The organism is Desulfobacter sp., from assembly GCA_028768545.1.
In the GTDB taxonomy this organism is placed as follows: domain Bacteria; phylum Desulfobacterota; class Desulfobacteria; order Desulfobacterales; family Desulfobacteraceae; genus Desulfobacter.
In genome coordinates this window covers 1,190,366-1,212,643 of sequence record CP054838.1, presented here as the reverse complement: position 1 = coordinate 1,212,643, position 22,278 = coordinate 1,190,366, and the positions used below count along the sequence as shown (strand labels likewise).

Below are 22,278 nucleotides of genomic sequence, written 5' to 3'. Positions count from 1 at the left end.
ACCTAAAATAAATGAAATTGCAAGGATTGAGAATGAATTCCCATAAGCCCACCCGAAAAGAGGCATTTGATCTGCTTAAAAAATACAATTCCAAACCCGGACTGATCCGCCACGCCCTGGCCGTAGAAGCTGTGATGGGACATTTTGCCGCCCGTTTTGGGGAAGATTTTGACGCCTGGAAAATTGTTGGTCTGGTCCATGATATTGACTATGAGATGTATCCGGACCAGCATTGTGTCAAATGCGTTCAATTGTTTGAAGACCTTCACTGGCCGCCGGAATATATCAGGGCCGTTGTCAGCCACGGCTGGGGAATCTGCTCGGAAGTTAAACCTGAAACCCGAATGGAAAAAACCCTGTATGCCATAGACAAACTGACCGGGCTTGTGTCAAGTGCGGCCCTGGTCAGACCCTCTAAAAGCATATTGGACATCAAGGCCAAGTCCGTCAAAAAGAAATTCAAGGACAAACGGTTTGCCGCTGCTGTGGACAGAACCGTTATTCAGAAAGGGGCTGATTTTCTGGACATGGACCTGTCCGAGGTCATCATGGGGATGCGGCCCGTGGCAGAAGAGATCGGCCTGAAAGGCACCCTTTAAGATTCACTTCCCGAGCACCTCCCTGTCAAAAGACTGACAGGGAGGTGTGGAACTCCCCTGCACATTTTTCCCCTTTGACCGCAGTCCCCCTCTGCCCCAAAACAAGTCAACCCCTTGGTTTAACAAAAAATTTTGGCACACCTCTTGCTTTATTCTCTTTTCAAAGGAATTGCACCGATTGAAAAGGAAAATCCATGAATCAGACCCTTAATAAACTAAGCAATACTGTGACCGCTTTTTTCAGCCTGATATTCAGTTCCTCTATCCAAAGGGCTGCGGCCCAGAATAACTTGACCCGGCACATTCTGGCCTTGAACCAGAAATCCTCTTCAAAGGAAATTATCAATGAGGTGGCCCTTTGCCTTAAAGATCTTCTGGGGTACAGGCTTTTTGCCTTTGTGGTTAAAAAAGAGGCCGGACTTGATGTCTGGCTGGATCCAAGGATGTACAAGACTTCCATTGAAGATATTATACTCAAGGATTTTAGCATTAAAAATCCTTCGGATTTAAATTATTTAAACCATGAGTTTGAGCAGGACGAATGTCAGGAAAAATTCAGCCTTAATACCCTGGTTCATTATGACCTTAAAGAGGAAAATTGTTTTTCACGCCTCTATATGATGCCCAAAAAAGGAATGACCTCTTTTCAGGATGAGGTGATCCGTCTCATTCTCCAGGGATGCGCTGCTGCCCTGTCCAAACAGATTAAAATTGAAAACCTCAAAGATGCGGCTGTGATTGATCCTTTGACCGGATGTTATAACCGACGGGAGTTTGAAAATCAGCTCAAGGGCCATGTCTCTTCTGCCACCCGGCATAACAACCCCTTGTCCCTGTTCATGCTTGACCTGGACCATTTTAAATCAGTCAACGATACCCATGGGCATCTGGGGGGAGATCAGGTCCTCAAAGAGGTGAGCCTGCTCATCAGGCAGGGCATGAGAAAAGGGGATGTCCTGGCCAGGTACGGGGGGGAAGAGTTCATTGCAATCCTTCCGGAAACAGACAAGGCCAAGGCCATGGAGCTGGCCGACCGGCTCCGGTGCAAAATTGCGGGCTTGAGGATTCCGTTCAACGGTGCCAGCATAAGGATTACGGCCAGTTTCGGGGTTTCACAGCTTGAAGCCAACACGGACATTTCCCGGCTTATCGAAGATGCAGACACCATGCTCTACAAGGCAAAGGTCAACGGCAGAAACACGGTAATGCCCGGGCTGATCAAAGTATGCGAGCCCAAGACGGCCGAGCCATGGACCAGGGATTGTTTTTTGAATTAAACGCGTCCCCCCTTTTTTCCATTTGCCCGGGCCCACCCTCTGCCCTTTTTTTCGGAATATTTATCCAAGAGAGTATTGACTTCTTTGGCTTTGACTTTTATCATTCGCCCCAAATGAAAACAAAACAAACCAGATATGAAATAAATCAAAAGATCAAACGGGTTCTGGTCAGCCACGGAACAGATCTCCAGCAGTTCTTTTTTTCCTTTTCAGGCAAGGCCGCAAGCTTTACAGGACGCTTGTGCAAAGTCTCAGGACAGGACATGAAGCACGAAGAGGTGGAAACCCTGTGCAAGCTGCTTTCCAATATCCCGGAAATCATTTTTCTCAACTTTGAACTGGAAGACTGGGTGATCTCCTCAGGCTCAGGCTCCTTTTCCATTACACGAAAACAGATCACAAGTTCGGCACCTGCAAGAGAGCAAGAGCCCCTTGTCATCCAGACCGATGAAACGGTAAAGGATGTACTAAAGGACTCCTGATCCCTCTTTTTATTCCAGCAGGTTCATCAAAAATTCAAGTTAATCTCTGCCCTTTTTAGCCAGTTTTTTCACATAGGTTTCAAGCTTGAGCCCGTAAAATGAGCCCTTGATCAGGCCCAAAATCTTTCCGGGTGAATACAAGGCTTTGGTAAGGTCTGAAAAAATCTGATACTTTTTTGGGGTATAGGGAAACCAATTGGCCTCCATATTGGCTGAATCCTTGTCAATGAGGATGGCTTTGATGTTGGCAAAGGCATAGAACCCAAACTCTCCTTTGTACCTTCCAAACCCGCTTTTGCCCACTCCGCCGAAGGGCAGGGCATGGTTGCCTTCGGTGAGCATGACATTGTTGATGGAGACATTGCCCGTGTAAATGGCCCTGGCCACCCGGTCGGCCCGCTTGATATCATGGGACCATACCGATGCTGAAAGCCCGTATTCCGGATCATTGGCCAGTTCAATGGCCTGGGCTTCACTGGAAAAAGAGTAGAGGGGCAGAAGCGGTCCGAAATTTTCCTCCTGGTCCATGAGCATATCCTGGGTCACCCCTTCCACAATCATGGGGGGAACCAATTCGGAGCGGCCGTCCCAGTCCCCGCCGGTGAGAAAACGGGCGCCTTTTTCTTTGGCATCGGCTACCTGGGCTGCAATGGCTTTCACCTGGGCCTGGGTGCACATGGGACCGATATCGCAGCTACCGTCCTTGTCTGTGCCCAACACCAGTGTTTGGGTTTCCCGAATCAATCGGGTTTTAAATTCTTCATAAATCTGTTCATGGACAAAGAGGCGCTCCACAGAGGTACAGGACTGGCCCGTGGTGGTGAATGCCCCCCAGATGGCCCCTGCCGCGGCCCGTTCAATATTCACATCGTCAAAGACCACCATGGGATCTTTACCCCCAAGTTCCAGCTCCACGGGAATCAGATGACGGGCCGCTTTTTCCATGACATGACGGCCCACAGCCTGGCTGCCGATGAGAAAAATTTTGTCTGGCCGGCCGTCCACAAGAGCGTCTCCCACCTTTGACCCGGATCCGTAAACCACCTGGACCCAGCCGGGCCTGAACCCGGCCTTGGCCAGGAGCAGCTCCACAAGGCCTTTCAAGGGCGTGGCTGAAGAGGGTTTGAACACCACGGCATTTCCCGCAACAAAGGCCTGGGCAATGGGGACAATGGCCTGGTAAAAGGGGTAATTCCAGGGGGAGATGAGCAGGGCTGTGCCCAACGGTTCAAAATAAACCTTGGAAGATTTGCCCATCAGGGCAAAAGGGGTCGGCACTTTCCGGTCTTTTAGACATTTCACTGCATTTTTTTCAAGGTAGTCCAGAAAATCAAGCACCCCGAAAATTTCTGCGGTAATGGCGTCAAACCTTGATTTTCCCGTATCTTTCTGGACCTGGTCAAGGATGAACTCCTGGTGCTCAAGAATCACCGCTTTTAAGGCGGATAAGAATTCCACCCGTTTTTTCACCCCCCAGTCCCGGATGTCAGGCTGGGCAGTTTTGGCTCTCTTGTAAATAAGGTCAATCTCTTGAGGGTCTGGATCATCAAGGTTCACGGACATGGCCTTTTCCGGAAGTTCTCCTTCTTTGAGCACTAATTTTGGGTGCCAGTCAATGGCGTCATGGACTTTTTTTCCGGTATACCCAGGCGCTGTAAGGTTGGCATAATAGGGTGAAAACACGGCCCCTTTGACACCAATTTCCAGCATGCGCATCCCGGCCCCGATAAACCCCGGGAACTTGCTGCTCTTATTGCAGAGCTTGAAAAGAAGGCGTATCTTCCATTTCGGCATCCACCTGAATACCCAAAGCAGCATTTTAAGCCCGCTTAAATCATCTTCGGACAAAAAGGCGGCCATCCGGTCCATGTGGACAATGCAGCCGGTATCTGAAAAAGAAGGAGAGGTCTCGGTGCCGGGCAGGATAATATCTCCGGCCTTGACAAGCCCCTTTAACTGGGCCTGGGAAAAATATTTTGACACGATCATAATTTTATTCCTTATGCTCTGTTCTTAAGAATAGTGTGAGCCGCCCTTTTGGACAGGGCCATAATGGTCAGGGAGGGATTGATCCCCGGTGCATTGGGAAAGATGGACGAATCCGCAGCAAAAATATTAGGGTGATTGTGAAGGCTGAACTCCGGACTGATAACAGAGGTTCCCGAATCTGTACCCATGGCGCAGCATCCCATGAGATGAAGCCCGATGCCGAACCTGCCGTGGATGATCTCTTTGGCATTGGTGGACTTGAAAATATCATCAATGACCTTGGCCCCTTTTTCATACCTGCGGATATCCTCATCATTCTGAACCTTTCGGATCAGGGCCTTGCCCTTTCGGTTCACACTGATCTGGCCCGGATGGGTGTCCCGGGTGCAGACCTCGATACAGGCAAAATGAGAGAGTTTTTCCATGGCCCTGTGATGAGCCAGGCCAAAATCCGGCACCAGCAAAGAGATCCCCTCGGGACCGGCATAGACGTTTTCCAGTTTAAACCCCTCTTTTCTAAACCCCTGATCATCTGATTTAAAGGCCTGGAATGCCCCCATATGGGAGTTGATCTTTTCTTCATACACCCCGAAACTCATAAACTGGGGGTGGCAGAAAAACCCTTTGCCGATATGGGGCAGTTTTTTACCAAATCCCGAGTTGAGCAGCAGCCTTGCATTGCCGATGGCCCCTCCGGCCAAGACCAGATTTTTTCCTTGGAAAATGGATTCTCCGCCATTGGGATCCAGGCCAAACACCTTGATATCCCCCTGGTTGTTTTCCACCTTAACCACCTCGGTATCGGAAACCAGAACCAGATCATTTTCCAGAGCGGTTTTTAATACGGTTTCAGGCGTGGACTGCTTGGATCCCAGGCGGCATCCGTTAAGGCATTCAATACAGCAATTGCCCTCTTCTATGCGGCAGTTGCTCTGGGCCCGCCGCAAAGGCGCACTCTGGAAGTTCAGATTTTTAAACCCCTGATCAAAAATTTCAGCATTTTTATTTCTGAACTGGGCCGGGATCTCCTGGATTTCAATGGACCCTTCTGCCTTGTCATACCAGGGCGCCATATCATCGACATTGAAAAAATCCACCCCGGACTGGGATTTCCAGGAGCCCCAGGCATCCTCATCAAACCGGTCCACCAGGGCCTGGTTGACAATGGAACCGCCGCCCACCACCTTGGGCCGTAAAAAGGCGATCTTGCAGTCATGGCCCAGTTCCAGACCGCCGGACCAATAAAGCTGGGAATTCCCGTCCAGGCCGTTGTCAGGATAGGTTTTTCTTGAATACTTTCTGCCCGCCTCAATGAGCAGACAATCAGCTCCTGCCCTGCAGAGTTCATCGGCAATAAACGGGCCTGAAATCCCGGCCCCCACAATGATAAAATCAAATATCCGGAACGGTTTCACATTTCCTCCTCTAATGTTAAGGATGTTGTTAAACAATCAAAACCCGGCGGCTAAACCGTTTTCGTTATATTGGTGTTATAAAAAAGCAAGGCCCTTTCCCCGATAGGTCGACACCCGGCCTGCAAGCCTGTTATCCTTTACCAGGTGCAGTTCATTAAACCGTTCACAAAGTTCTCCTGCCTTGGCATGCTGGAAAAACACAGGGTCTCCAAGCTTGAGGTCAGGGCCTTGGGACGGGAGAATCAGGGGGGTCTGGACCTCTCCTGCCCCTTCCATGGGAATATAGGACAGGCCCGGGGGCATGACCGGCCAGGGCAGACGGTTGACATTGACCTCGCCCGAGCCCACATATCCCCCGCCCTGGCAGGTGACCATCCCTTTTTTGGGAATCCTTGCCACCTGAAGGGCAAAAAATGCCGCAGGCTCAAAATGGACCTCGTGAAAATGGGTAAAAAGCCCGGGGGCAAAGAAAGCAGATCCTGCCGTGACTTCGGTGACAGCCCTGTCTTTGCCCGTGGAAAGCAGGCTTCCGCTGCCCCCGCCGTTGACCACCTCAAGGGGGATGTCCATCTGTTTCAGCCGGGCCACCATCTGTTCCCGGCGACGGGTCAGCTCTTTCACAGACCTTTGCTTGAACAGCCTGAGCAATTTATTTTTAATGGCCTGGCTTGGCATATTATCGTTTAAAGAGGCAATCTGGGCCTCATACCCCATGATCCCGGCAACCCTGATACAGGGCAGCTGACCGGCCCTGACGGCAAGATCCAGAACCTGGTCCGGAGAATACACAGGACTGCGCCTCACCCCCAGATGAACCCGGGCGCCCAATGCCCTAAAGGACATATCCACATCCAGGCAGACTTTGAGGGGGATACCGGCGGTTTCACCGGCCCTGGAAATTAATTTTAGATGATCAAAAGAATCGGCCATCAAAGCGAGATTGGCCCCCTGCCTGGTTTTTTGGGCAAACAGGGCCAAATCAGAGGGCTGGGCTGTGGGATAGGCCACAATGATATCGTCCAGGCCGTTATCAAAAAGAAAGCCGGCCTCTTCCATGGTAAAGGATAGAATGCCTTGATAGGCAGGGCCGCCTTTTTCAAACACCCGTTTGATCAAATCCAGGCTTCGAATGGATTTGGATGCCACCCGGATGGTTTTGCCGGTATTTTTCTGGGTGGCTGCCACATAGGCCACATTCCGATCAAATTGGTCCAGATCCACAAAGGCCAGAGGAAACCGTTGACCTGAAAAAATCTTTCGATACCTTCCATAGCAGCGGGTCCAGTCCATGATCATCCTCCTTTGGAAGAGAGATTGCCTGCATTTTTGATAAAAAAATCGATCAGATTCCTTGTGGTTGCAAGGGTCTGGGCCAAATTGACCTGTTCGGGATCGGCAAACCATTGAAGTTCAATCCCCTCATGGATAGCCACCACAGTGGATGCCAGCAGGGATTTTTGGGAAAGATCCAAACGGTCAAATCCAGGTACCTGTTCCAAATGATCCACAATGGCCTTGCGAAATCTTTCAAAAAGCTCTGCAATGGTGGCCTTGATCCTTGGGTTATGCCTTGCCGCCACACAGCATTCCAGAAAAAAACCCGTGTGGTTCTCATTGATCATGCCCTGGGAAAAAATAAACTCAATGCCCTGATTGACCCGGTCTTGGTCCCGGCATTCTGAATCCGCGTCCATGGCGCTCATCTGCTCATTAAACCGGGTAAAGATCTTGTCGGTAAAATCAAGCACCGCCTCTTCGATAATCTCTTCTCTGTTCTTAAAATAATGATGAAGGGTGGACGGTGGGACACCCGCGGCATTGGCAATCTTCCGCACCGAGGCATTGGCCACACCCTGGTCAACCACGCATTGATAAAACACCTTGATGATTTGAATTCGCCGCTGGTCTGCCTTGCTTTTTCTTCCCATACCGGTTTCCTAAAAAAATTGATCGGACGTACGACCAATTTATTTATACCGTCTCCCTTTGTCAACTCTTTTTTACCCAGATGCCCGGCCAATGTAAAACCGTGAATCACCCCGGGGATACATTTGCCCGGTTTTCTCAAATTGTCAGTTTCTGGCCTTCAGGTTATGATATATTTGGGCGAGGGTATGCACCCTTGGGGCGGACAGATCAAACGCCAAGGGAGGAATGGGCTCCAGCGGCCGGCAACGGCAACCACATATTGTGCTTGCCTTAGCAAAAATAACCATATATAGTATATTTTCTCGATACAAACATTCATTTTAACCGATCAAAAGGAACTATATCCATGCCCAGTCAAAAAAAAACAGACCAGATCACTTTTTTAACTAAAAATGCCAAAACCGTTCTGGAAAGGCGATATCTGAAAAAAGATGCCGCGGGCAAGGTATGTGAATCACCTGAACATATGTTCAGGCGGGTGGCAACCCATATTGCCGAAGCTGAAAAAAATTACGACTCCAAAACAGATATTAAAACGATTGAAGATCAATTTTACAGCCTGATGGCCGAATTCAAATTTCTACCCAACTCCCCGACCCTGATGAATGCGGGCAGGTCATTGGGACAGCTTGCCGCCTGTTTTGTCCTCCCTGTGGAAGACAGCATTGACGGTATTTTTGATGCGGTTAAAAATGCCGCAATCATACATAAATCAGGCGGGGGCACCGGTTTTTCCTTTTCCCGGCTCCGCCCTGAAAACAGCAAGGTCGGCTCCACCGGAGGGGTGGCATCCGGTCCTGTATCATTTATGAAAATCTTTAATACGGCAACAGAACAGGTCAAACAGGGCGGAACCCGCAGAGGGGCCAACATGGCTGTCCTTCGGGTGGATCACCCGGATATCATGACCTTTATCACCTGCAAAAAGAATAAAAAAGAGCTCAACAACTTTAACATATCCGTGGCTGTGACAGATGAATTCATGGCTGCAGCGGCCCAAAAAGAAGCGTATGACCTGGTTGATCCCTGTTCAGGGAAAAAAACCGCCCGCCTCAGTGCGGCAGCGGTTTACGACGAATTAATCAAACAGGCATGGGAGACCGGAGATCCGGGAATCATCTTTATCGATGAAATTAACCGGTTTAACTCAACACCGGGCATCGGCGCAATTGAATCCACCAATCCCTGCGGGGAACAGCCGCTATTACCCATGGAAGCGTGTAATTTAGGATCCATCAACCTGACCCGGTTTGTGATCCAAAAGAAAAACAAGGCTCAAGTCGATTATGACGAGCTTAAAAAGACGATCCATCTTGCCGTCCGGTTCCTGGACAATACCATAGACATGTCCCGATACCCCCTGGATGAAATCCACGACATGGTCAAGGCAAACCGGAAAATCGGTTTGGGCATCATGGGTTTTGCAGACCTGCTCTATATGCTCGATATCGCCTATGACTCACCAGAGGCCCTGGCACTGGCCTGTAAAATCATGGACTTTGTTCAGACAGAATCCCACCAGGCCTCCTGTCATCTGGCCAAAACCAGGGGAGTGTTCCCCAATTTTGACCAGAGTATCTTTAAAGATCAGAAAATGCGCAATGCCACCACCACCACCATTGCCCCGACAGGAACCTTGAGCATCATTGCCGGTTGTTCCAGCGGTATTGAGCCTGCCTTTGCACTAAGCTATGTCAGAACGGTCATGGACAATGACCGACTGATTGAAGTGAACCCGGTGTTTAAGCGGCGGGCCATTGAAAAAGGATTTTACTCCGATGCCCTGATGGAGGAAATTGCCGAAACCGGAACGGCCAAAGGAAACCCCAGCGTACCCGCTGACCTTCAAAAAATTTTTATTACCGCCCATGAAATTAAACCTGAACACCATATCAAAATGCAGGCAGCCTTTCAAAAGTACACGGACAATGCCGTGTCAAAAACGGTGAATCTCCCCCATGACGCCCCTGAAGCCGAGGTCAGGTTTATCTATAACCAGGCCTTTAAGCTTAAATGCAAAGGGGTGACCATTTACCGGGACGGCAGCAAGGACAACCAGGTACTTTCTGTTTCAAAAAAAAGTGAAACACCCGAGTCAGATGAATTTCTTCTGGCCGGGAAAAAAAGACCCCAGACCCTTGAAGGGTTTACCGATAGAATTAAAACCGGAATGGGCAGTCTCTATATCACGGTTTCAGAATTCAAGGGCAGGCCTTTTGAACTTTTTGCAACCGTGGGCAAATCCGGAAAATCAACCCAGGCAAAGACAGAGGCCATCGGACGGCTGATTTCCCTGGCCTTGCGATCCGGGATTGAAGTGGATGAAATCATTGAACAGATCAGCGGAATTCGCGGTGAACACGCGGTTTTTCAGGATGGGGGGTTGGTCTACTCAATTCCTGATGCCATTGCCAAAGTGCTGTCAAAACGATATCTGCCCCGGAAAAATGGACACCGGAAAAAGCAGTATAAAAACAGACTTAAGTCGGATCTATGTCCGGAATGCGGCCAAGCCATAACCTTTGAAGAGGGATGTAAAACCTGCCACTCATGCGGTTATACCAAATGCGGCTAAACAAAAAGCCGTGGGGATAAGAGATCTTAAATTAAATGGCCGATCGGGTTCAGAAATACCCAAAAATTTGATAGGTATTCACCCAGGGCTCAAGCAGTCCCCTTTGACGGGTTGAAACCAGGACAAGAGATGATGAATCCTCTTCCTATCCATTTAGGACAGATCATCATTTTCCATGGAGGTATTTATGCAGTTGGAAACCAAAAGAAAAACCATCGTTCGTTTTGGGCTGAAAATGGTTGAATCCGGTCTGACAACCGGTACCGGAGGCAATCTCAGCATCATTGACCGAAATTCTAAAATTGTGGCTGTCAGCCCAAGCGGCATTGAATATGCCGCGTTGCAGCCTGAAGATGTCGTCCTCACCGATCTTTTTGGAACTGTTCTGGAGGGAGATTGTAAACCATCAAGCGAGCTTGGATTCCACCTGTCCGTTTATCATCAAAGACCGGATGTTCAGGCTATAGTGCATACCCATTCTCCCTATGCCACCACAATTGCCTGCCTGGGCTGGGAAATCCCGGCAGTCCATTACCTGGTGGGTTTTGCAGGAAAAAAAGTGCCCATTGCCCCCTATGCCACCTTTGGCTCTGAGGAACTGGCCCGGAATGTGACAAAACACCTCGAAGATTACAATGCCCTGCTTCTGGCCAACCATGGCCTGCTGGCTGTGGGGCCAGATATGGACACAGCCTTTGCCGCCGCCGAAGAGATCGAATTTGTCGCCCGGATTTTTTACCAGACCCAGAGCATCGGCAACCCCGTGATTCTGCCGGAAAAAGAAATGGAAACGGTTCTAGAAAAATTCAAAACCTACGGCCAGAAAAAAATGGGCTGAACGCTCTGCCTTGTTCATCAGAACAATTGCACCCTATTCACCCGGTATGGGTACGCCCAAAACCCCCATGCCGGAACGGCCGGCCGGGTTAATCTGGTCAGGACGAGTCAGGCCCTCCCCTTGCTCCATCAGGATGGCAGTGCCCATCTCCGATCCGTAGCCGGCCTGCCCCGCAAAAAACTCACCAATTCGGGAAAGTACGGTCAATCCGTTGCCGGCCTTGCGTACGTCATCCATATCAGACTGGTTGCGAACAAACTGACCGGTCAGCGGGACGGAAAGGCCCATGGCCGTATCCTTAAACCCCTTACAAGCATCAAAGGCGCCTGAGATCTCAGTCTCTGTTTTGCTGCTCATCTTCCCGGCATAGCTTAGGGCCAGAGTCAGCACGGCATTGAGATCGTCGGACCCAACTTCTTCATAATTTTTTTCAAGCGCACCCAGCACGTCGTCAAGAAAGGCCTTAACACTGCCAAGCCGTTCATTCACAGATTTTCTTGAATCACACATGTCGTTGATCAGTGAGGTGGCCGTACCAGAGACTTGCCTGGCACTGGTAATGGTCTTGGGCTTGATCACGGCAGTGAAGGTCAGCACGGCTTTTTCCATGGCGGTCCGCTCCGGGCCTGCAGTCATGTTTTGCTGGATTGTATCAATATTGGATTTCACATTTTCCAGAAAAATATTAATCCTGTTCTTGGCAATGCTCTGGGCCTGGCCTGCGGTCACCGTGCCCATGCCGGACTGGCCCGCCATCCGGACCTCGGACATAATGGATTGGCTCAATGCATGGGTGTCATAGGCGGAGGTCAACACAGGCAGCCCTTTTTCATGGGCAATATCGGCAAACATGGAGCCAAAGGTTCCCGGCCGATTGTCCTGGTTCTCTGATACGACCATGGCCTGAAAATGGGTAAACCCGATATTCTGGCGTTTGGCCTCCTGAATCTGATCCATGACCTGCTGCACATTACGCGTGGTCAGAGGCTTGCCCCTCTCGATATTGCGGGCAAGTGTGGTTGCAGCCATATCTGCGAAACGATCACCATATGCAGGGTCGCCGCGCAAGGAGGTGACAAAGGCATTGAGCACGTTTTTGTTTTCCGTGGCCACGGTACCGGGTTTGAAAAGCCCCCGAAAAAAGGCTGTCACCCGTCCTTTAAAATTGGTGGCAAAGTTGGTAACCCTACTCTGCCCGCCTTCCTGGGACTCTAATCTAAGCGAACCTCCGTTTGCCACCTTTGAGGTAAAATCGCCTACACTTAATGCCATGACAAATCTCCTTTGGATAATTAAAAGGGCCGTTAGACCCGAATGCCCTGGGGAAAACCAGGGAGGGAATCACCACTGCCGGGCGAAGAGCTCAGATCTTTGACAATGCCGCGCCAATGCTCGGTAAGATTTACAAAATTTTCCAGAATCATTTCAAAGGCGGCCGCACCCATCTCTATAAAGGGTCCCTGCCAGGCAAGGGAAAAAATGCCCGCGGTTTTATCCATCCCAATGGTGCCGCCGGATGTGCCCTGAAACAAAAAGTTACCCTCCAGCAGTTTTTCGTAAAGTTCAGTATTCACATCCTTGGGTATATCACCAATATTAGAATACAAAAACAATTGCTCGGTCTTTTCATTCACCTATAGGTTGACCACGATGTCATCAAAAAACAGACAGCAGTACCCGTGCTCATCAAAGGTCAACTCGTCGCACCCAAGGGTTTGGCCAAACTCTTTTAAAATCACATCCATTCTATTGCCCATATTGTTCTCCTTTGATTGGTCCTATAACGCCGGCGCGCCTCCTTTCAGAGGCCAGCACTGCCCGGCAAACAAAAATGGCAAAAATTACTCTTAACATAACAAAAAGGCTTTTACCATAAAGATGACCTCGGGTCTTTTACCCAGATTCCATCTTGGTGCGGTTTTCTTCAGAAGCCCGCCATTAAACCCTTTTTAAATCCGCTGATCTTACCCCTTTTTCAGGCAATTTGTCCCGGACGGTTCAACCGTCAAACCCGGGACATCCCGTGTGCAGTGCATGTTTTCTGGTAAAGGGATACTCCTTGCACACCCTCGGCTTAACTGCCTGAATCCTGCAATAGGATCGGCCATTGGTCTTTTCAAAAGCGAGGAAAGGACATGATTCCGCTATTTTTCCCGTATTCGGATTCACCCAGATCCGGTATTGGATCTTCCCTGTTTCCAGGCGTTCTTCTTTCACCCAGGACAGAATATCCCTGCGCCCAAGGCTTTGCCACAATAAAAAATCCGGCTCAACGCAGACCGTTTCCAGGCGGTGACAGCAATATGCGCATCTTTTACAGACAAACCCGCCCATATGGTTCTCAATCCATATGCCAAAATTATCCCCCAGTTGGCCGGGCCTGGCATCTGCTTGAAAAACAAGAGCGCATATCCGGGCCATGGTTCTGGCATCTTTTTGACAGGTCCCAAGCAGATGAATCAAGTAAAAACCTAAGCCCTCATCACCTGCCAATGTAAAGGGCAGATTTTTATCGGGACGGATCCATGCCCGCTTGACCCCATTCAACAGGCCAAGCTTAAAATTGGTTCCCATCACCAGGAGACCTATTTGATAAAACAGATCCGGCTGAACACCATACTGCCCGAAATCAGCAGCAACCGCATCAACGGCCTGGGTCAAAGTTAAAAATGTTCGATTTTTTTCTGTCATACCCCCCCTGTCTGATCATGGTAACATAAGGCGGCAGGAGACATTCCCCGATCCTAAAACAAAAATTTCAATTCTTCAGGCCAAGATCACACAACCGGTTCAGCAAGACATTTTGCAATACCGGTCCCAGCCCATGAGCTTTGCAGGCCCGGCAATGGTGGTGCCGTAGAACAAGGTGGGCTTTTTATCCAAAAAAAGATCAATGCTCCCGTTGGCAATGACCGTTCCTGTGATCAGCAAGAGATCACACCAGTCCACGGCCTCCCGGGTCTGATCCGCCCCTTCCACCATAACCCCGTGTTTGTCTGTTCCGATATTGTCCGGGTCAAGGTCAATAAGACGCAGGGGAAAAACAGGATTCGGGGCTGGAGCCCGATCTGGGTAATTTTAGGCCGGCCGTAATGCGCTCGGATATATGCCACAAGGCCTGCTGCGCATTCTATGGGCTCATCATCATGGCAGTGGACGGTGTTGTCTAAAAGCGTTAAGTGACGCATGACCGCATTGATGGTGGAGACCAGAATGGCCCGGTGAAAATTGTTGGTCAGGGGCAGGTCAAGTACATCTTTTACGCTGCCTTTAAAATTCCCGAAATGATCGGTAAACGCCTGGCCAAACGAAGATTTAAAGTCTGCCTGCATCAGTTTTTCCTTACCCTTTTGAATGGGGTAATCATCGTCTTCTGGGTTGCCGATGGCCTCGGTCACGGACAGGGCCCTGGCCGTCACGGTCACGGACTCGTTCAAAAACTGATGGGTCTCAAACAATGCCTTGGCCTTTTCTTTGATATTTTCATAGATCTGTGTCATTTGGGGTCCTGATTTATGGCCGGTTAATGAACCCTCAAGGGTGTAAAAAGGTATTAAAAACCGCGACAATCTTCACAAGGGTTGCAACACCGGGATAAACAAATTTTGATTGCCTTTTGCGGCCCTGAAAAGTGAGTATAGAATGCATGGGCCGGTTTTGCCAGATTTTAATTTCCAGGTAACAATACCCGCGAACAAATACCCCAGGATTCAAGCTTCCGGGTTGCTTGACATCCCTTATGAAAATCGCCTATGATGGTTCATAATTCTTTTTCCAGGTAACTCATGGCAGCAGACAACCCACAGGGATCAGATCGCCTTTAACGGCATCTGAGTTTTCCAACAGGCACTTACCCGAACCATTTTGAGGCGGTATGAAGCATATTGTAGGCGTTGCAGACATGAAAACCAGCAACCAGGTCAACGATACCATTGTCACCTATTCACTAGGCTCCTGCATCGGTGTGGTGATTTATGATCCCTTTGCCAGGGCAGGGGGAATTTTGCACTATATGCTCCCGGATTCGACCATTGACGAAACCAAGGCAAGGGCAAAACCCTATATGTTTGCAGACACCGGCATCCCAAGACTGTTCAAAAAAACCTATACGCTCGGGGCCAAAAAGCCAAGAATACGGGTTTTTATCGCCGGTGGTGCTGAAATTCTGGATCAAAAGGGATTTTTCAACATTGGAAAACGAAATTACGTGGCCCTGAAAAAAATGCTCTACAAAAACAATGTGCTCATTGAAAAACAGGCTGTGGGCGGAAACGTGAACCGGACGGTCCGCCTGGAAATTGCCACGGGCAATATTTTTGTCAAGACGTCGGGCATAGGCGAGGAACTCATATGACAGCCATCCAGATCTTGATCAAAGAGATCAAAAATTTAAAGCCCATTCCTGCCGTGATTCATCCCCTCCTGGAAAAGGTGGATGACCCCAAGGCGTCAATGGAGGATATTTCAAATATCATCCAATATGATCCCGCCTTGACCGCCTCGGTTCTCCGCACCACAAACTCGGCTTTTTTCGGGTTAAAGCACCCGGCCGAATCCATTAAGGATGCCGTCAACCTGCTGGGGACAGACCAGATCATTGACCTTGTGCTGCTCAAATCCGGCACCCAGGTGCTCAACGGGAAACAGCCGGGCTATGACCTCAACGAAGGGGCCATATGGAAATATTCAGTATCCTCTGCCATCATTGCCCGACAGATTGCCGTGACCCTGGACATACCCCATAAAAGCAGGATCTTTACCGCAGCCCTGCTCAAGGATATCGGCAAAACCGTTCTGGATAAATTTGTCCAGAACGTCTTTGAAAAAATATCCGACCTGGTGGTCAATAAAAACCTAAGCTTTGTCGAGGCGGAAAAAAAAATCATCGGTGTGGACCATGCCGAACTGGGCGGAATGATCGCCAAGATGTGGAAATTTTCTCCTAAAATGGTTAAGATCATACGAAACCACCATATCCATGATGACAAAATGATTCAGGATCAGGATATTGCCGTGGTATACCTGGCCGACTGCATCTGCATGATGATGGGGATGGGGGTCGGGGCCGACGGACTGGCCTATCGGTTCCATAAAAAAGCCATGAAAAAAATAGGGATTACAGCCGAGGATATCACCCGGATCATTGCAGAGTTTACCTGTCAGATCCAGGAATTAGAAGATCTTTTACAAACCATTTGAAGTACAGAAAGAAAAAGGAAAGCCATGACCTTTTCAATCTTAATTGTTGACGACTCTTTGCCCATGCGCGGGGTATTGAAAAAGACCCTCAGAGCAGCCGGATACGGGGCCTCAACCTTTCTGGAAGCAGAAAACGGGAAGGCAGCCCTCAACATTCTGAAACAGGCAGATGTGGATATTGTGATCACCGATTTTAACATGCCGGTAATGAACGGATTAGATATGCTCTGCGTCATGAAGGCCAGCCAGGGGATGGAAAAAATCCCGGTCATTGTCATCAGCACCGAGGGCAGTGTTGAAAAAGTGACCCAGATCATTAACCAGGGTGCAGCCGGATATATAAAAAAGCCCTTTTCCCCTGAACAGCTAAGAGACCTGCTCATTGAATTATTGGGAGAACATATTGATGAAGAACAAATTGATGAAACAGGTGAAGAATTCGATTTTTGAGGTCATGGAAACCATGTTTTTTCTGACCCTTGAAGAGTTTAACCGAAGCTCCCCCCTGAAGCCGGATCACAGCCCGCCAGAGATGAAGACGGCTGCCGCCAGCTTTTCCGGTAATTTTTCAGGCAGTATTTTCTTGAGCATTCCCCCCTCCCTTTTAAATACCATGACTGAAAATTTCATGGGCCAGGACATCAGCACCCTGAGTGAGGCCCACGTGGACGGCACCCTGAAAGAAGCCTTGAACATGATTGCGGGCAACGCCCTGACCCGGGTGGACAACACATCCTATATGGGCCTGGGCATTCCTGAAATCCTTTCTGATCCAGGGCAGGACAATACAGATGCCTCTGTCACACTCCACACCCTCGATGATATCCTCATTGCCCGTGTAAAACTCAATAGCCTTGGAGATCCCAACGGTTGAACCCGATTTCAGTATTGATAGTTGATGATTCTGCCATTGTCAGAAAACTGCTTTCCAGAGAACTTTCTGCCAAGCCCGGGATCCATGTGATTGGTACGGCTCCGGACCCCTACGTGGCCCGGGGCAAAATTCTCAGGCTCAAGCCGGATGTGGTGACCCTGGACATTGAAATGGACCGGATGGACGGGATCTCCTTTTTAAAAAAACTGATGCAGTTTCACCCCCTGCCTGTGATTGTGATTTCCTCCCTGGCGGACAAGGGCAGCCGGACGGCCATGGATGCCTTTGCCGCAGGTGCGGTGAATGTGATTTCAAAACCGGGTTCAGCCTATTCTGTCGGCGAAATGAGCACTGACCTGGCCCGGAAAATCAAGGCCGCAGCCCGGGCAAAAATCAAGCCGATTTCCCCGGTGAAACAAGTGGGCTCCCGATGGAACAGGTCGTTGTCAGCCACCTCGTCCAAGCTCATTGCCATTGGAGCCTCCACCGGGGGGACCGAGGCGATTTTAAAGGTGCTCACCCGTTTCCCTGCAACTGCCCCCGGCGTATTGGTGGTTCAGCACATGCCGGCCCAGTTCACGGCCTCCTATGCCAGACGGCTGGACAAATTGTGTAAAATACGGGTCAAAGAGGCCAGGGACGGGGATACGGTATTCAACGGCCAGGCCCTGATCGCCCCGGGCAATTTCCACATGCTGCTCAGACGAAGCGGTTCCCGGTACTACGTGCGGATCAAAGACGGCCCCATGGTTCATCACCAGCGGCCGGCAGTGGATGTTCTTTTTTTATCCGTGGCCCGGTATGCCGGAGCCAATGCCCTGGGCGTCATCCTCACGGGCATGGGATCTGACGGGGCCGCCGGCATGAGCGCCATGAAAGCGGCCGGATCATTCAACATCGCACAGAATGAAAACTCGTCTGTGGTTTACGGCATGCCCAAGGAGGCAATAAAAACAGGGGCGGTTGACCTGAGCCTGGATATTGATGCCATTGCCGGGTCTGTTCTGGATCATATCTAACCCGAACGTTTCATAACCTGAAGGTCAGAAACTGGCAATTTGAGGAATATGCGGGCTAACCCGGATCTGCCATAAAAAACCGTATGATCTATTTACGGACTTCAATCCCCCGGGCGGCCAGGTGCGCCTTTACCGCCTGGATGGGCACCTCTTCCCTGTGAAAAATCCCTGCGGCCAGGGCCGCTTGGGCCCCTGTTTCCATGAACACCTCTGAAAAATGGGCCGGGCATCCTGCCCCGGAAGATGCAATCACAGGGATGGACACAGCGTTGCGCACCGCGTTGATCAAATCCAGATCAAATCCTGAATTGGTTCCGTCCCTGTTAATGCAGTTTAACAGAATCTCTCCGGCCCCGAGTTCCTCGCAGGCCTTTGCCAGGGCCACGGCATCAAGATCCCGGTTTTCACGCCCGCCCTGGACCGTGCACTGGTACCAGCAATAGCGCTCTCCGTTGGGGCCTTTTTCCCTGGAAGGAATCACATGGTGCTTAGGTGCCCGTTCAGGGAAATCCACCCACACCTGTCTGGGGTCAATGGAAATCACCACGGCCTGGACCCCGTAAACCAGGGAAATCTGTTCAATGGCGGATTTGCCTGTCTTTTTACCGGTTTCAATATATTTTTCGGCAATATCAACCGCATCAGAGCCAATGGAAATTTTGTCCGCGCCAGACCTGAAATACCGGGCCGCCACATCCAAAGCAGAGTAATGCTCTCCCTTATTATCGGTGAATTCCCGGATACCGCCCCCAATGGTCAGGGGAACAAATACATTTTTGGAGGTCTCTTCGAGCACCTTGAGCATGGGCATGTCTTCAAGGGGAAAATCCCTGAACCCCGTGATGTTCAAAAAGGTGATTTCATCGGCCCCTTCTTCGTAATATTTTCCGGCCAGGGCCACGGGTTTGCCCAGATTTCGAACACTGCCCTCTTCTCTTACATCGTATTGATCCCCCTTGGTGACCACTAGATCTCCGTTATCATTGGACCTCACATCCAGGCAGGCAATCACCCGCTTGGACAATCCTTTGCCCCGGATATCCACAGGGCCCCGGGCCCTAAGAGAATCAGAATCAATAAAATTTTTGAGCAGCTGCATTCCGGCCCGCCCGCTTTTTTCAGGATGAAACTGGGTACCCATGACATTGCCCTGCTGCACTGCCGAGGCATACTCATAATCATAGGATGTGGTGGCAAGGATCACAGAGGTATCCTCGGGCACAATATGATAGGAATGGACAAAATAAAACTTGGTCTCCTGGTCCACCCCGTCAAGCAAAGGAGAATCCTGCTTGATATTGATCCCGTTCCACCCGATATGGGGCACGGAAAAATCGGTTTTAAACCGCGCCACCCGGCCCTTGAAAAACCCAAGGCTTTCGTTGGGAACGATCTCTTCTTCACTGCCCTCAAACAAGGCCTGCATCCCCACACAGATGCCGAGGAAGGGGCGGTCTGCATTCAAATATTCTTTCAACGGCTCAACAAACTGCCGCGTGTGAAGGGTCTGGATCATGGAGGCATAATTACCCACCCCTGGAAAAATTAATTTTTCAGCCCCAAGGATATCTTCAGGGGTTTGAACCATTTTTGTCTGGCCGCCCATTTTCTCAACGGCATTGATCAGGCTGCGGACATTGCCGGCCCCATAGTCAAGTACGGTAATCTTCATCTTAATTGTCCCAAATCCTAGATGGATTAATCTGTATTAATACAGGGGAACGGCTTTTGTGCCCAATATCCCCTGAAGCCTGTCATCAAAGGACAGATTGTCAAACCCGGCCGTTTCCAGCCGTTTTACGGCATTATTGATAAACCTGTCCTTTTCCTTTATCCGCCGGGGAGAGCCTGTATAGTGAAACAGCCTGGCCCTGGGCTTCACCACCCGGGCCAATTCCCTGTAAAAGTCTTTGCCGTAAAGGTCTCCTGTGGCAGAACAAAACCTTGGAGGATCATGGATCACAGCCTCAAAGGACTGGTCGCCAATCCCCTGGATATAACGGCTGATATCTGCATTTTCCAATTCAATCCGGGCAGCGGCCTCCCGGGTGAACCAGGCAAAGGCATTTGCCCTGATCCATGGATTCTTTTGCCGGATCTCCATCACCTGCCGGCTTTTTTCCGTTGAAACCACCTGTTTTGCCCCGGCCTTTACAGCAAAGAGGGCAGAATATCCCAGCCCCCCGCAGGTGTCCAGAACAATATCTCCGGGCCTGACCACCCGCTGTGTTTTAAGCCTTGCATCCTCCAACGGATCAATATCCTTGGATCGGTGCATTTTGATTCCGTTGATTTCAAGGGTGGGCGCAGATGAGGTGGGTACCAGCTTATAATATCCATCGGCACGGACCTCCACAGGCAATAGCGATTCTCCGTCAAAACAAAACACCTTGTTGCCGGCATCGGCGATGGGTTCCAAGTCCTCAAGGCTTAAGGCAAATGTCTTTCGGCCAGAACCCGAAAGAACAGAGCCCGGCCCTTGGGCCGTGTCCAGAATCAGGCAATGATCCTCTATGGGCCAGACAGAGACCGAAAGGTTAAGATCCAGGGAAAGCTCAATTGTGTTCTTTCCGGCACGGACCGCATCCAAAATCTGGCGCACCAGTCTGGAATGAAAATAAAAATAGGTTGCCATGAACTAAAAATCAATGCTCCCCGGGGTCCTGGGGAAGGGCACCACGTCCCGGATATTGGTGATCCCGGTGATCATCATTAAAAACCGTTCAAACCCCATGCCGAACCCTGAATGGGGCACGGTGCCGAACCGCCGGGAATCCAGGTACCACCAATAGGCCTCTTTTTCCAAGTTCATCTCATCCATGCGGGTTTCCAGGCAGGAAAGCCGCTCCTCCCTCTGGCTGCCCCCGATGAGTTCACCGATCCGCGGGACCAAAAGATCCATGGCTGCAACGGTCTTTTCATCAGGGTTCATCCTCATGTAAAAGGGTTTAATTTCCCTTGGATAATCCGTGAGAAAGACCGGTTTTTTAAAGTACTTTTCTGCCAGAAAGCGTTCGTGTTCGGACTGAAGATCAATGCCGTAGGCCACGGGGAATTCAAATTTTTTGCCCGCTTTTTCAAGGATGGCAATGGCTTCGGTATAGGGAAGTCTTGCAAATTCCGAATTGACCAGATTGTCCAGAAGGACGGGCAGGCCTTTATCCACAAAAGAGGAAAAGAGCTTCATGTCGGATTCGCAATGTTCCATGGCATGCTTGACCAGGGTTTTCACCAATTCTTCCCCATGGTCCATGTTGCCCTCAAGATCGCAAAAGGCCATTTCCGGTTCGAGCATCCAGAATTCCGCCACATGACGGCTGGTATTGGAATTTTCAGCCCTGAATGTGGGACCAAAGGTATAAACATCCCCCAAAGAAAGGGCAAACATCTCGGCTGAGAGCTGGCCCGACACGGTGAGATTGGATTCCCGGCCGAAAAAATCCTTTGAAAAATCCATTTGTCCCTGTTTTTTCACATCAGCAGGATCCAGGCTGGTCACCCGGAACATTTCTCCTGCCCCTTCACAGTCAGATCCTGTGATCAAAGGGGCGGTCAGATAGGAAAACCCCTTGTCTCTGTAAAACTGATGGACGGCATAGGCCATTTCAGACCGGATCCTGAAGGCGGCCCCGTACTTGTTGGTTCTCGGCCGCAGATGGGCAATGGTCCTTAAAAACTCGTCTGTGTGCCGTTTTTTCTGGAGGGGATAATCTTCAGGGGCAATGGAGACCACGACCACGGTTTTGGCCTGAATCTCCCATGCCTGACCCTTGCCCGGAGACTCGACCAAGGCCCCTTCCACTTCAACGGCAGAGCCGGTTGTCAGCTTTTGAACCTGGTCATAATTATCCAGGTCATTGTTGACAATGGCCTGGATATTACCAAGACAGGATCCGTCATTGATCTCCAGAAAACAAAACTGTTTTGAATCTCTTTTGGTCCTGATCCATCCTTTGACAAGCACATCGCCCAAAGAGGTCTCAAGGCCTGATATAATGTTAATCTTTGTTCTTTTCATTGCGTTTCCCATAGAAAAATTATATATTTATTAACTTTGATCATTGGCATTTATCTAAAACTTA

The 22,278-nt window shown here is 49.9% G+C and carries 21 protein-coding genes and 1 pseudogene; 10 read left to right on the top strand and 12 right to left on the bottom strand.

Features of this window, described 5'->3' with window-relative positions; all coding sequences use genetic code 11:
• The first annotated feature begins 32 nt into the window (after positions 1-32).
• The 3 genes from HUN05_05850 to HUN05_05840 all read left to right on the top strand — a co-directional run bounded on the left by HUN05_05850 (position 33) and on the right by HUN05_05840 (position 2,358).
• Positions 33-599: an HDIG domain-containing protein gene (locus HUN05_05850; GenBank protein WDP84726.1), complete on the top strand. Its 567-nt coding sequence runs from the start codon at positions 33-35 to the stop codon at positions 597-599.
• Between the two features lie 194 nt (positions 600-793).
• Positions 794-1,876, top strand: coding sequence for a GGDEF domain-containing protein (locus HUN05_05845; protein ID WDP84725.1), 1,083 nt, complete (start codon positions 794-796; stop codon positions 1,874-1,876).
• Positions 1,877-1,989: 113 nt separating this feature from the next.
• Positions 1,990-2,358: a hypothetical protein gene (locus tag HUN05_05840; protein ID WDP84724.1), complete on the top strand. Its 369-nt coding sequence runs from the start codon at positions 1,990-1,992 to the stop codon at positions 2,356-2,358.
• A 39-nt stretch (positions 2,359-2,397) separates the two neighbouring features.
• On the opposite strand, the gene HUN05_05835 is transcribed toward HUN05_05840, so the two are convergent.
• The 4 genes from HUN05_05835 to HUN05_05820 all read right to left on the bottom strand — a co-directional run bounded on the left by HUN05_05835 (position 2,398) and on the right by HUN05_05820 (position 7,690).
• On the bottom strand, positions 2,398-3,921 hold the full coding sequence (locus HUN05_05835) for an aldehyde dehydrogenase family protein (GenBank protein ID WDP87946.1): 1,524 nt from the start codon (positions 3,919-3,921) through the stop codon (positions 2,398-2,400).
• 437 nt (positions 3,922-4,358) lie between these two features.
• Complete coding sequence (locus tag HUN05_05830) at positions 4,359-5,762, bottom strand: GMC family oxidoreductase (protein WDP84723.1); 1,404 nt, start codon at positions 5,760-5,762, stop codon at positions 4,359-4,361.
• Positions 5,763-5,837: 75 nt separating this feature from the next.
• Positions 5,838-7,052 carry an alanine racemase gene (locus tag HUN05_05825; GenBank protein ID WDP84722.1) on the bottom strand — a complete coding sequence of 405 codons (1,215 nt, stop codon included), beginning with the start codon at positions 7,050-7,052 and terminating at the stop codon, positions 5,838-5,840.
• A gap of 2 nt (positions 7,053-7,054) precedes the next feature.
• Positions 7,055-7,690, bottom strand: a complete 636-nt coding sequence (locus tag HUN05_05820; GenBank protein WDP84721.1) for a TetR/AcrR family transcriptional regulator — start codon at positions 7,688-7,690, stop codon at positions 7,055-7,057.
• Positions 7,691-8,037: 347 nt separating this feature from the next.
• Here HUN05_05820 and HUN05_05815 point away from each other — a divergent pair, with 347 nt between their 5' ends.
• Both HUN05_05815 and HUN05_05810 read left to right on the top strand, forming a co-directional pair.
• A complete protein-coding gene (locus tag HUN05_05815) occupies positions 8,038-10,266 on the top strand; it encodes a vitamin B12-dependent ribonucleotide reductase (protein WDP84720.1) in 2,229 nt (742 codons plus the stop codon).
• Positions 10,267-10,453: 187 nt separating this feature from the next.
• Entirely contained in the window at positions 10,454-11,104 is a 651-nt protein-coding gene (locus HUN05_05810) for an L-fuculose-phosphate aldolase (GenBank protein WDP84719.1), read from the top strand.
• Between the two features lie 33 nt (positions 11,105-11,137).
• Here HUN05_05810 and HUN05_05805 read toward each other — a convergent pair whose 3' ends face one another.
• The 5 genes and pseudogenes from HUN05_05805 to HUN05_05785 all read right to left on the bottom strand — a co-directional run bounded on the left by HUN05_05805 (position 11,138) and on the right by HUN05_05785 (position 14,604).
• Positions 11,138-12,376: a hypothetical protein gene (locus HUN05_05805; protein ID WDP84718.1), complete on the bottom strand. Its 1,239-nt coding sequence runs from the start codon at positions 12,374-12,376 to the stop codon at positions 11,138-11,140.
• A 32-nt stretch (positions 12,377-12,408) separates the two neighbouring features.
• Positions 12,409-12,738 (bottom strand): type III secretion system chaperone, encoded by a 330-nt coding sequence (locus tag HUN05_05800; GenBank protein WDP84717.1) that lies wholly within the window; start codon positions 12,736-12,738, stop codon positions 12,409-12,411.
• Positions 12,739-12,861, bottom strand: a complete 123-nt coding sequence (locus HUN05_05795; GenBank protein WDP84716.1) for a CesT family type III secretion system chaperone — start codon at positions 12,859-12,861, stop codon at positions 12,739-12,741.
• Positions 12,862-13,102: 241 nt separating this feature from the next.
• On the bottom strand, positions 13,103-13,795 hold the full coding sequence (locus tag HUN05_05790; GenBank protein WDP84715.1) for a YkgJ family cysteine cluster protein: 693 nt from the start codon (positions 13,793-13,795) through the stop codon (positions 13,103-13,105).
• 99 nt (positions 13,796-13,894) lie between these two features.
• Positions 13,895-14,604: pseudogene (locus HUN05_05785) on the bottom strand (hypothetical protein).
• A 374-nt stretch (positions 14,605-14,978) separates the two neighbouring features.
• Between HUN05_05785 and HUN05_05780 the strand changes: the two are divergent.
• The 5 genes from HUN05_05780 to HUN05_05760 are packed head-to-tail and all read left to right on the top strand — an operon-like array spanning position 14,979 to position 18,196.
• The gene (locus HUN05_05780) at positions 14,979-15,458 is read left to right on the top strand and encodes a chemotaxis protein CheD (GenBank protein WDP84714.1); all 480 of its coding nucleotides are present in this window, start codon (positions 14,979-14,981) and stop codon (positions 15,456-15,458) included.
• Positions 15,455-16,303, top strand: coding sequence for an HDOD domain-containing protein (locus HUN05_05775; GenBank protein WDP84713.1), 849 nt, complete (start codon positions 15,455-15,457; stop codon positions 16,301-16,303). The genes HUN05_05780 and HUN05_05775 overlap by 4 nt, the downstream gene beginning before the upstream one ends.
• Positions 16,304-16,327: 24 nt before the next feature.
• Positions 16,328-16,753, top strand: coding sequence for a response regulator (locus HUN05_05770; protein WDP84712.1), 426 nt, complete (start codon positions 16,328-16,330; stop codon positions 16,751-16,753).
• Positions 16,710-17,177, top strand: coding sequence for a chemotaxis protein CheX (locus tag HUN05_05765; protein WDP84711.1), 468 nt, complete (start codon positions 16,710-16,712; stop codon positions 17,175-17,177). The genes HUN05_05770 and HUN05_05765 overlap by 44 nt, the downstream gene beginning before the upstream one ends.
• Positions 17,174-18,196, top strand: a complete 1,023-nt coding sequence (locus HUN05_05760) for a chemotaxis response regulator protein-glutamate methylesterase (protein WDP84710.1) — start codon at positions 17,174-17,176, stop codon at positions 18,194-18,196. The genes HUN05_05765 and HUN05_05760 overlap by 4 nt, the downstream gene beginning before the upstream one ends.
• A gap of 88 nt (positions 18,197-18,284) precedes the next feature.
• Here the strand turns inward: HUN05_05760 and hisF are convergent, their stop codons facing one another.
• Genes hisF through asnS form a run of 3 tightly spaced genes read right to left on the bottom strand, consistent with a single transcriptional unit; the run spans position 18,285 to position 22,214 of the window.
• A complete protein-coding gene (gene hisF, locus HUN05_05755; protein WDP84709.1) occupies positions 18,285-19,868 on the bottom strand; it encodes an imidazole glycerol phosphate synthase subunit HisF in 1,584 nt (527 codons plus the stop codon).
• Between the two features lie 36 nt (positions 19,869-19,904).
• Positions 19,905-20,831, bottom strand: a complete 927-nt coding sequence (locus tag HUN05_05750) for a hypothetical protein (protein WDP84708.1) — start codon at positions 20,829-20,831, stop codon at positions 19,905-19,907.
• 3 nt (positions 20,832-20,834) lie between these two features.
• A complete protein-coding gene (gene asnS, locus HUN05_05745; GenBank protein ID WDP84707.1) occupies positions 20,835-22,214 on the bottom strand; it encodes an asparagine--tRNA ligase in 1,380 nt (459 codons plus the stop codon).
• Positions 22,215-22,278 lie beyond the last annotated feature (64 nt).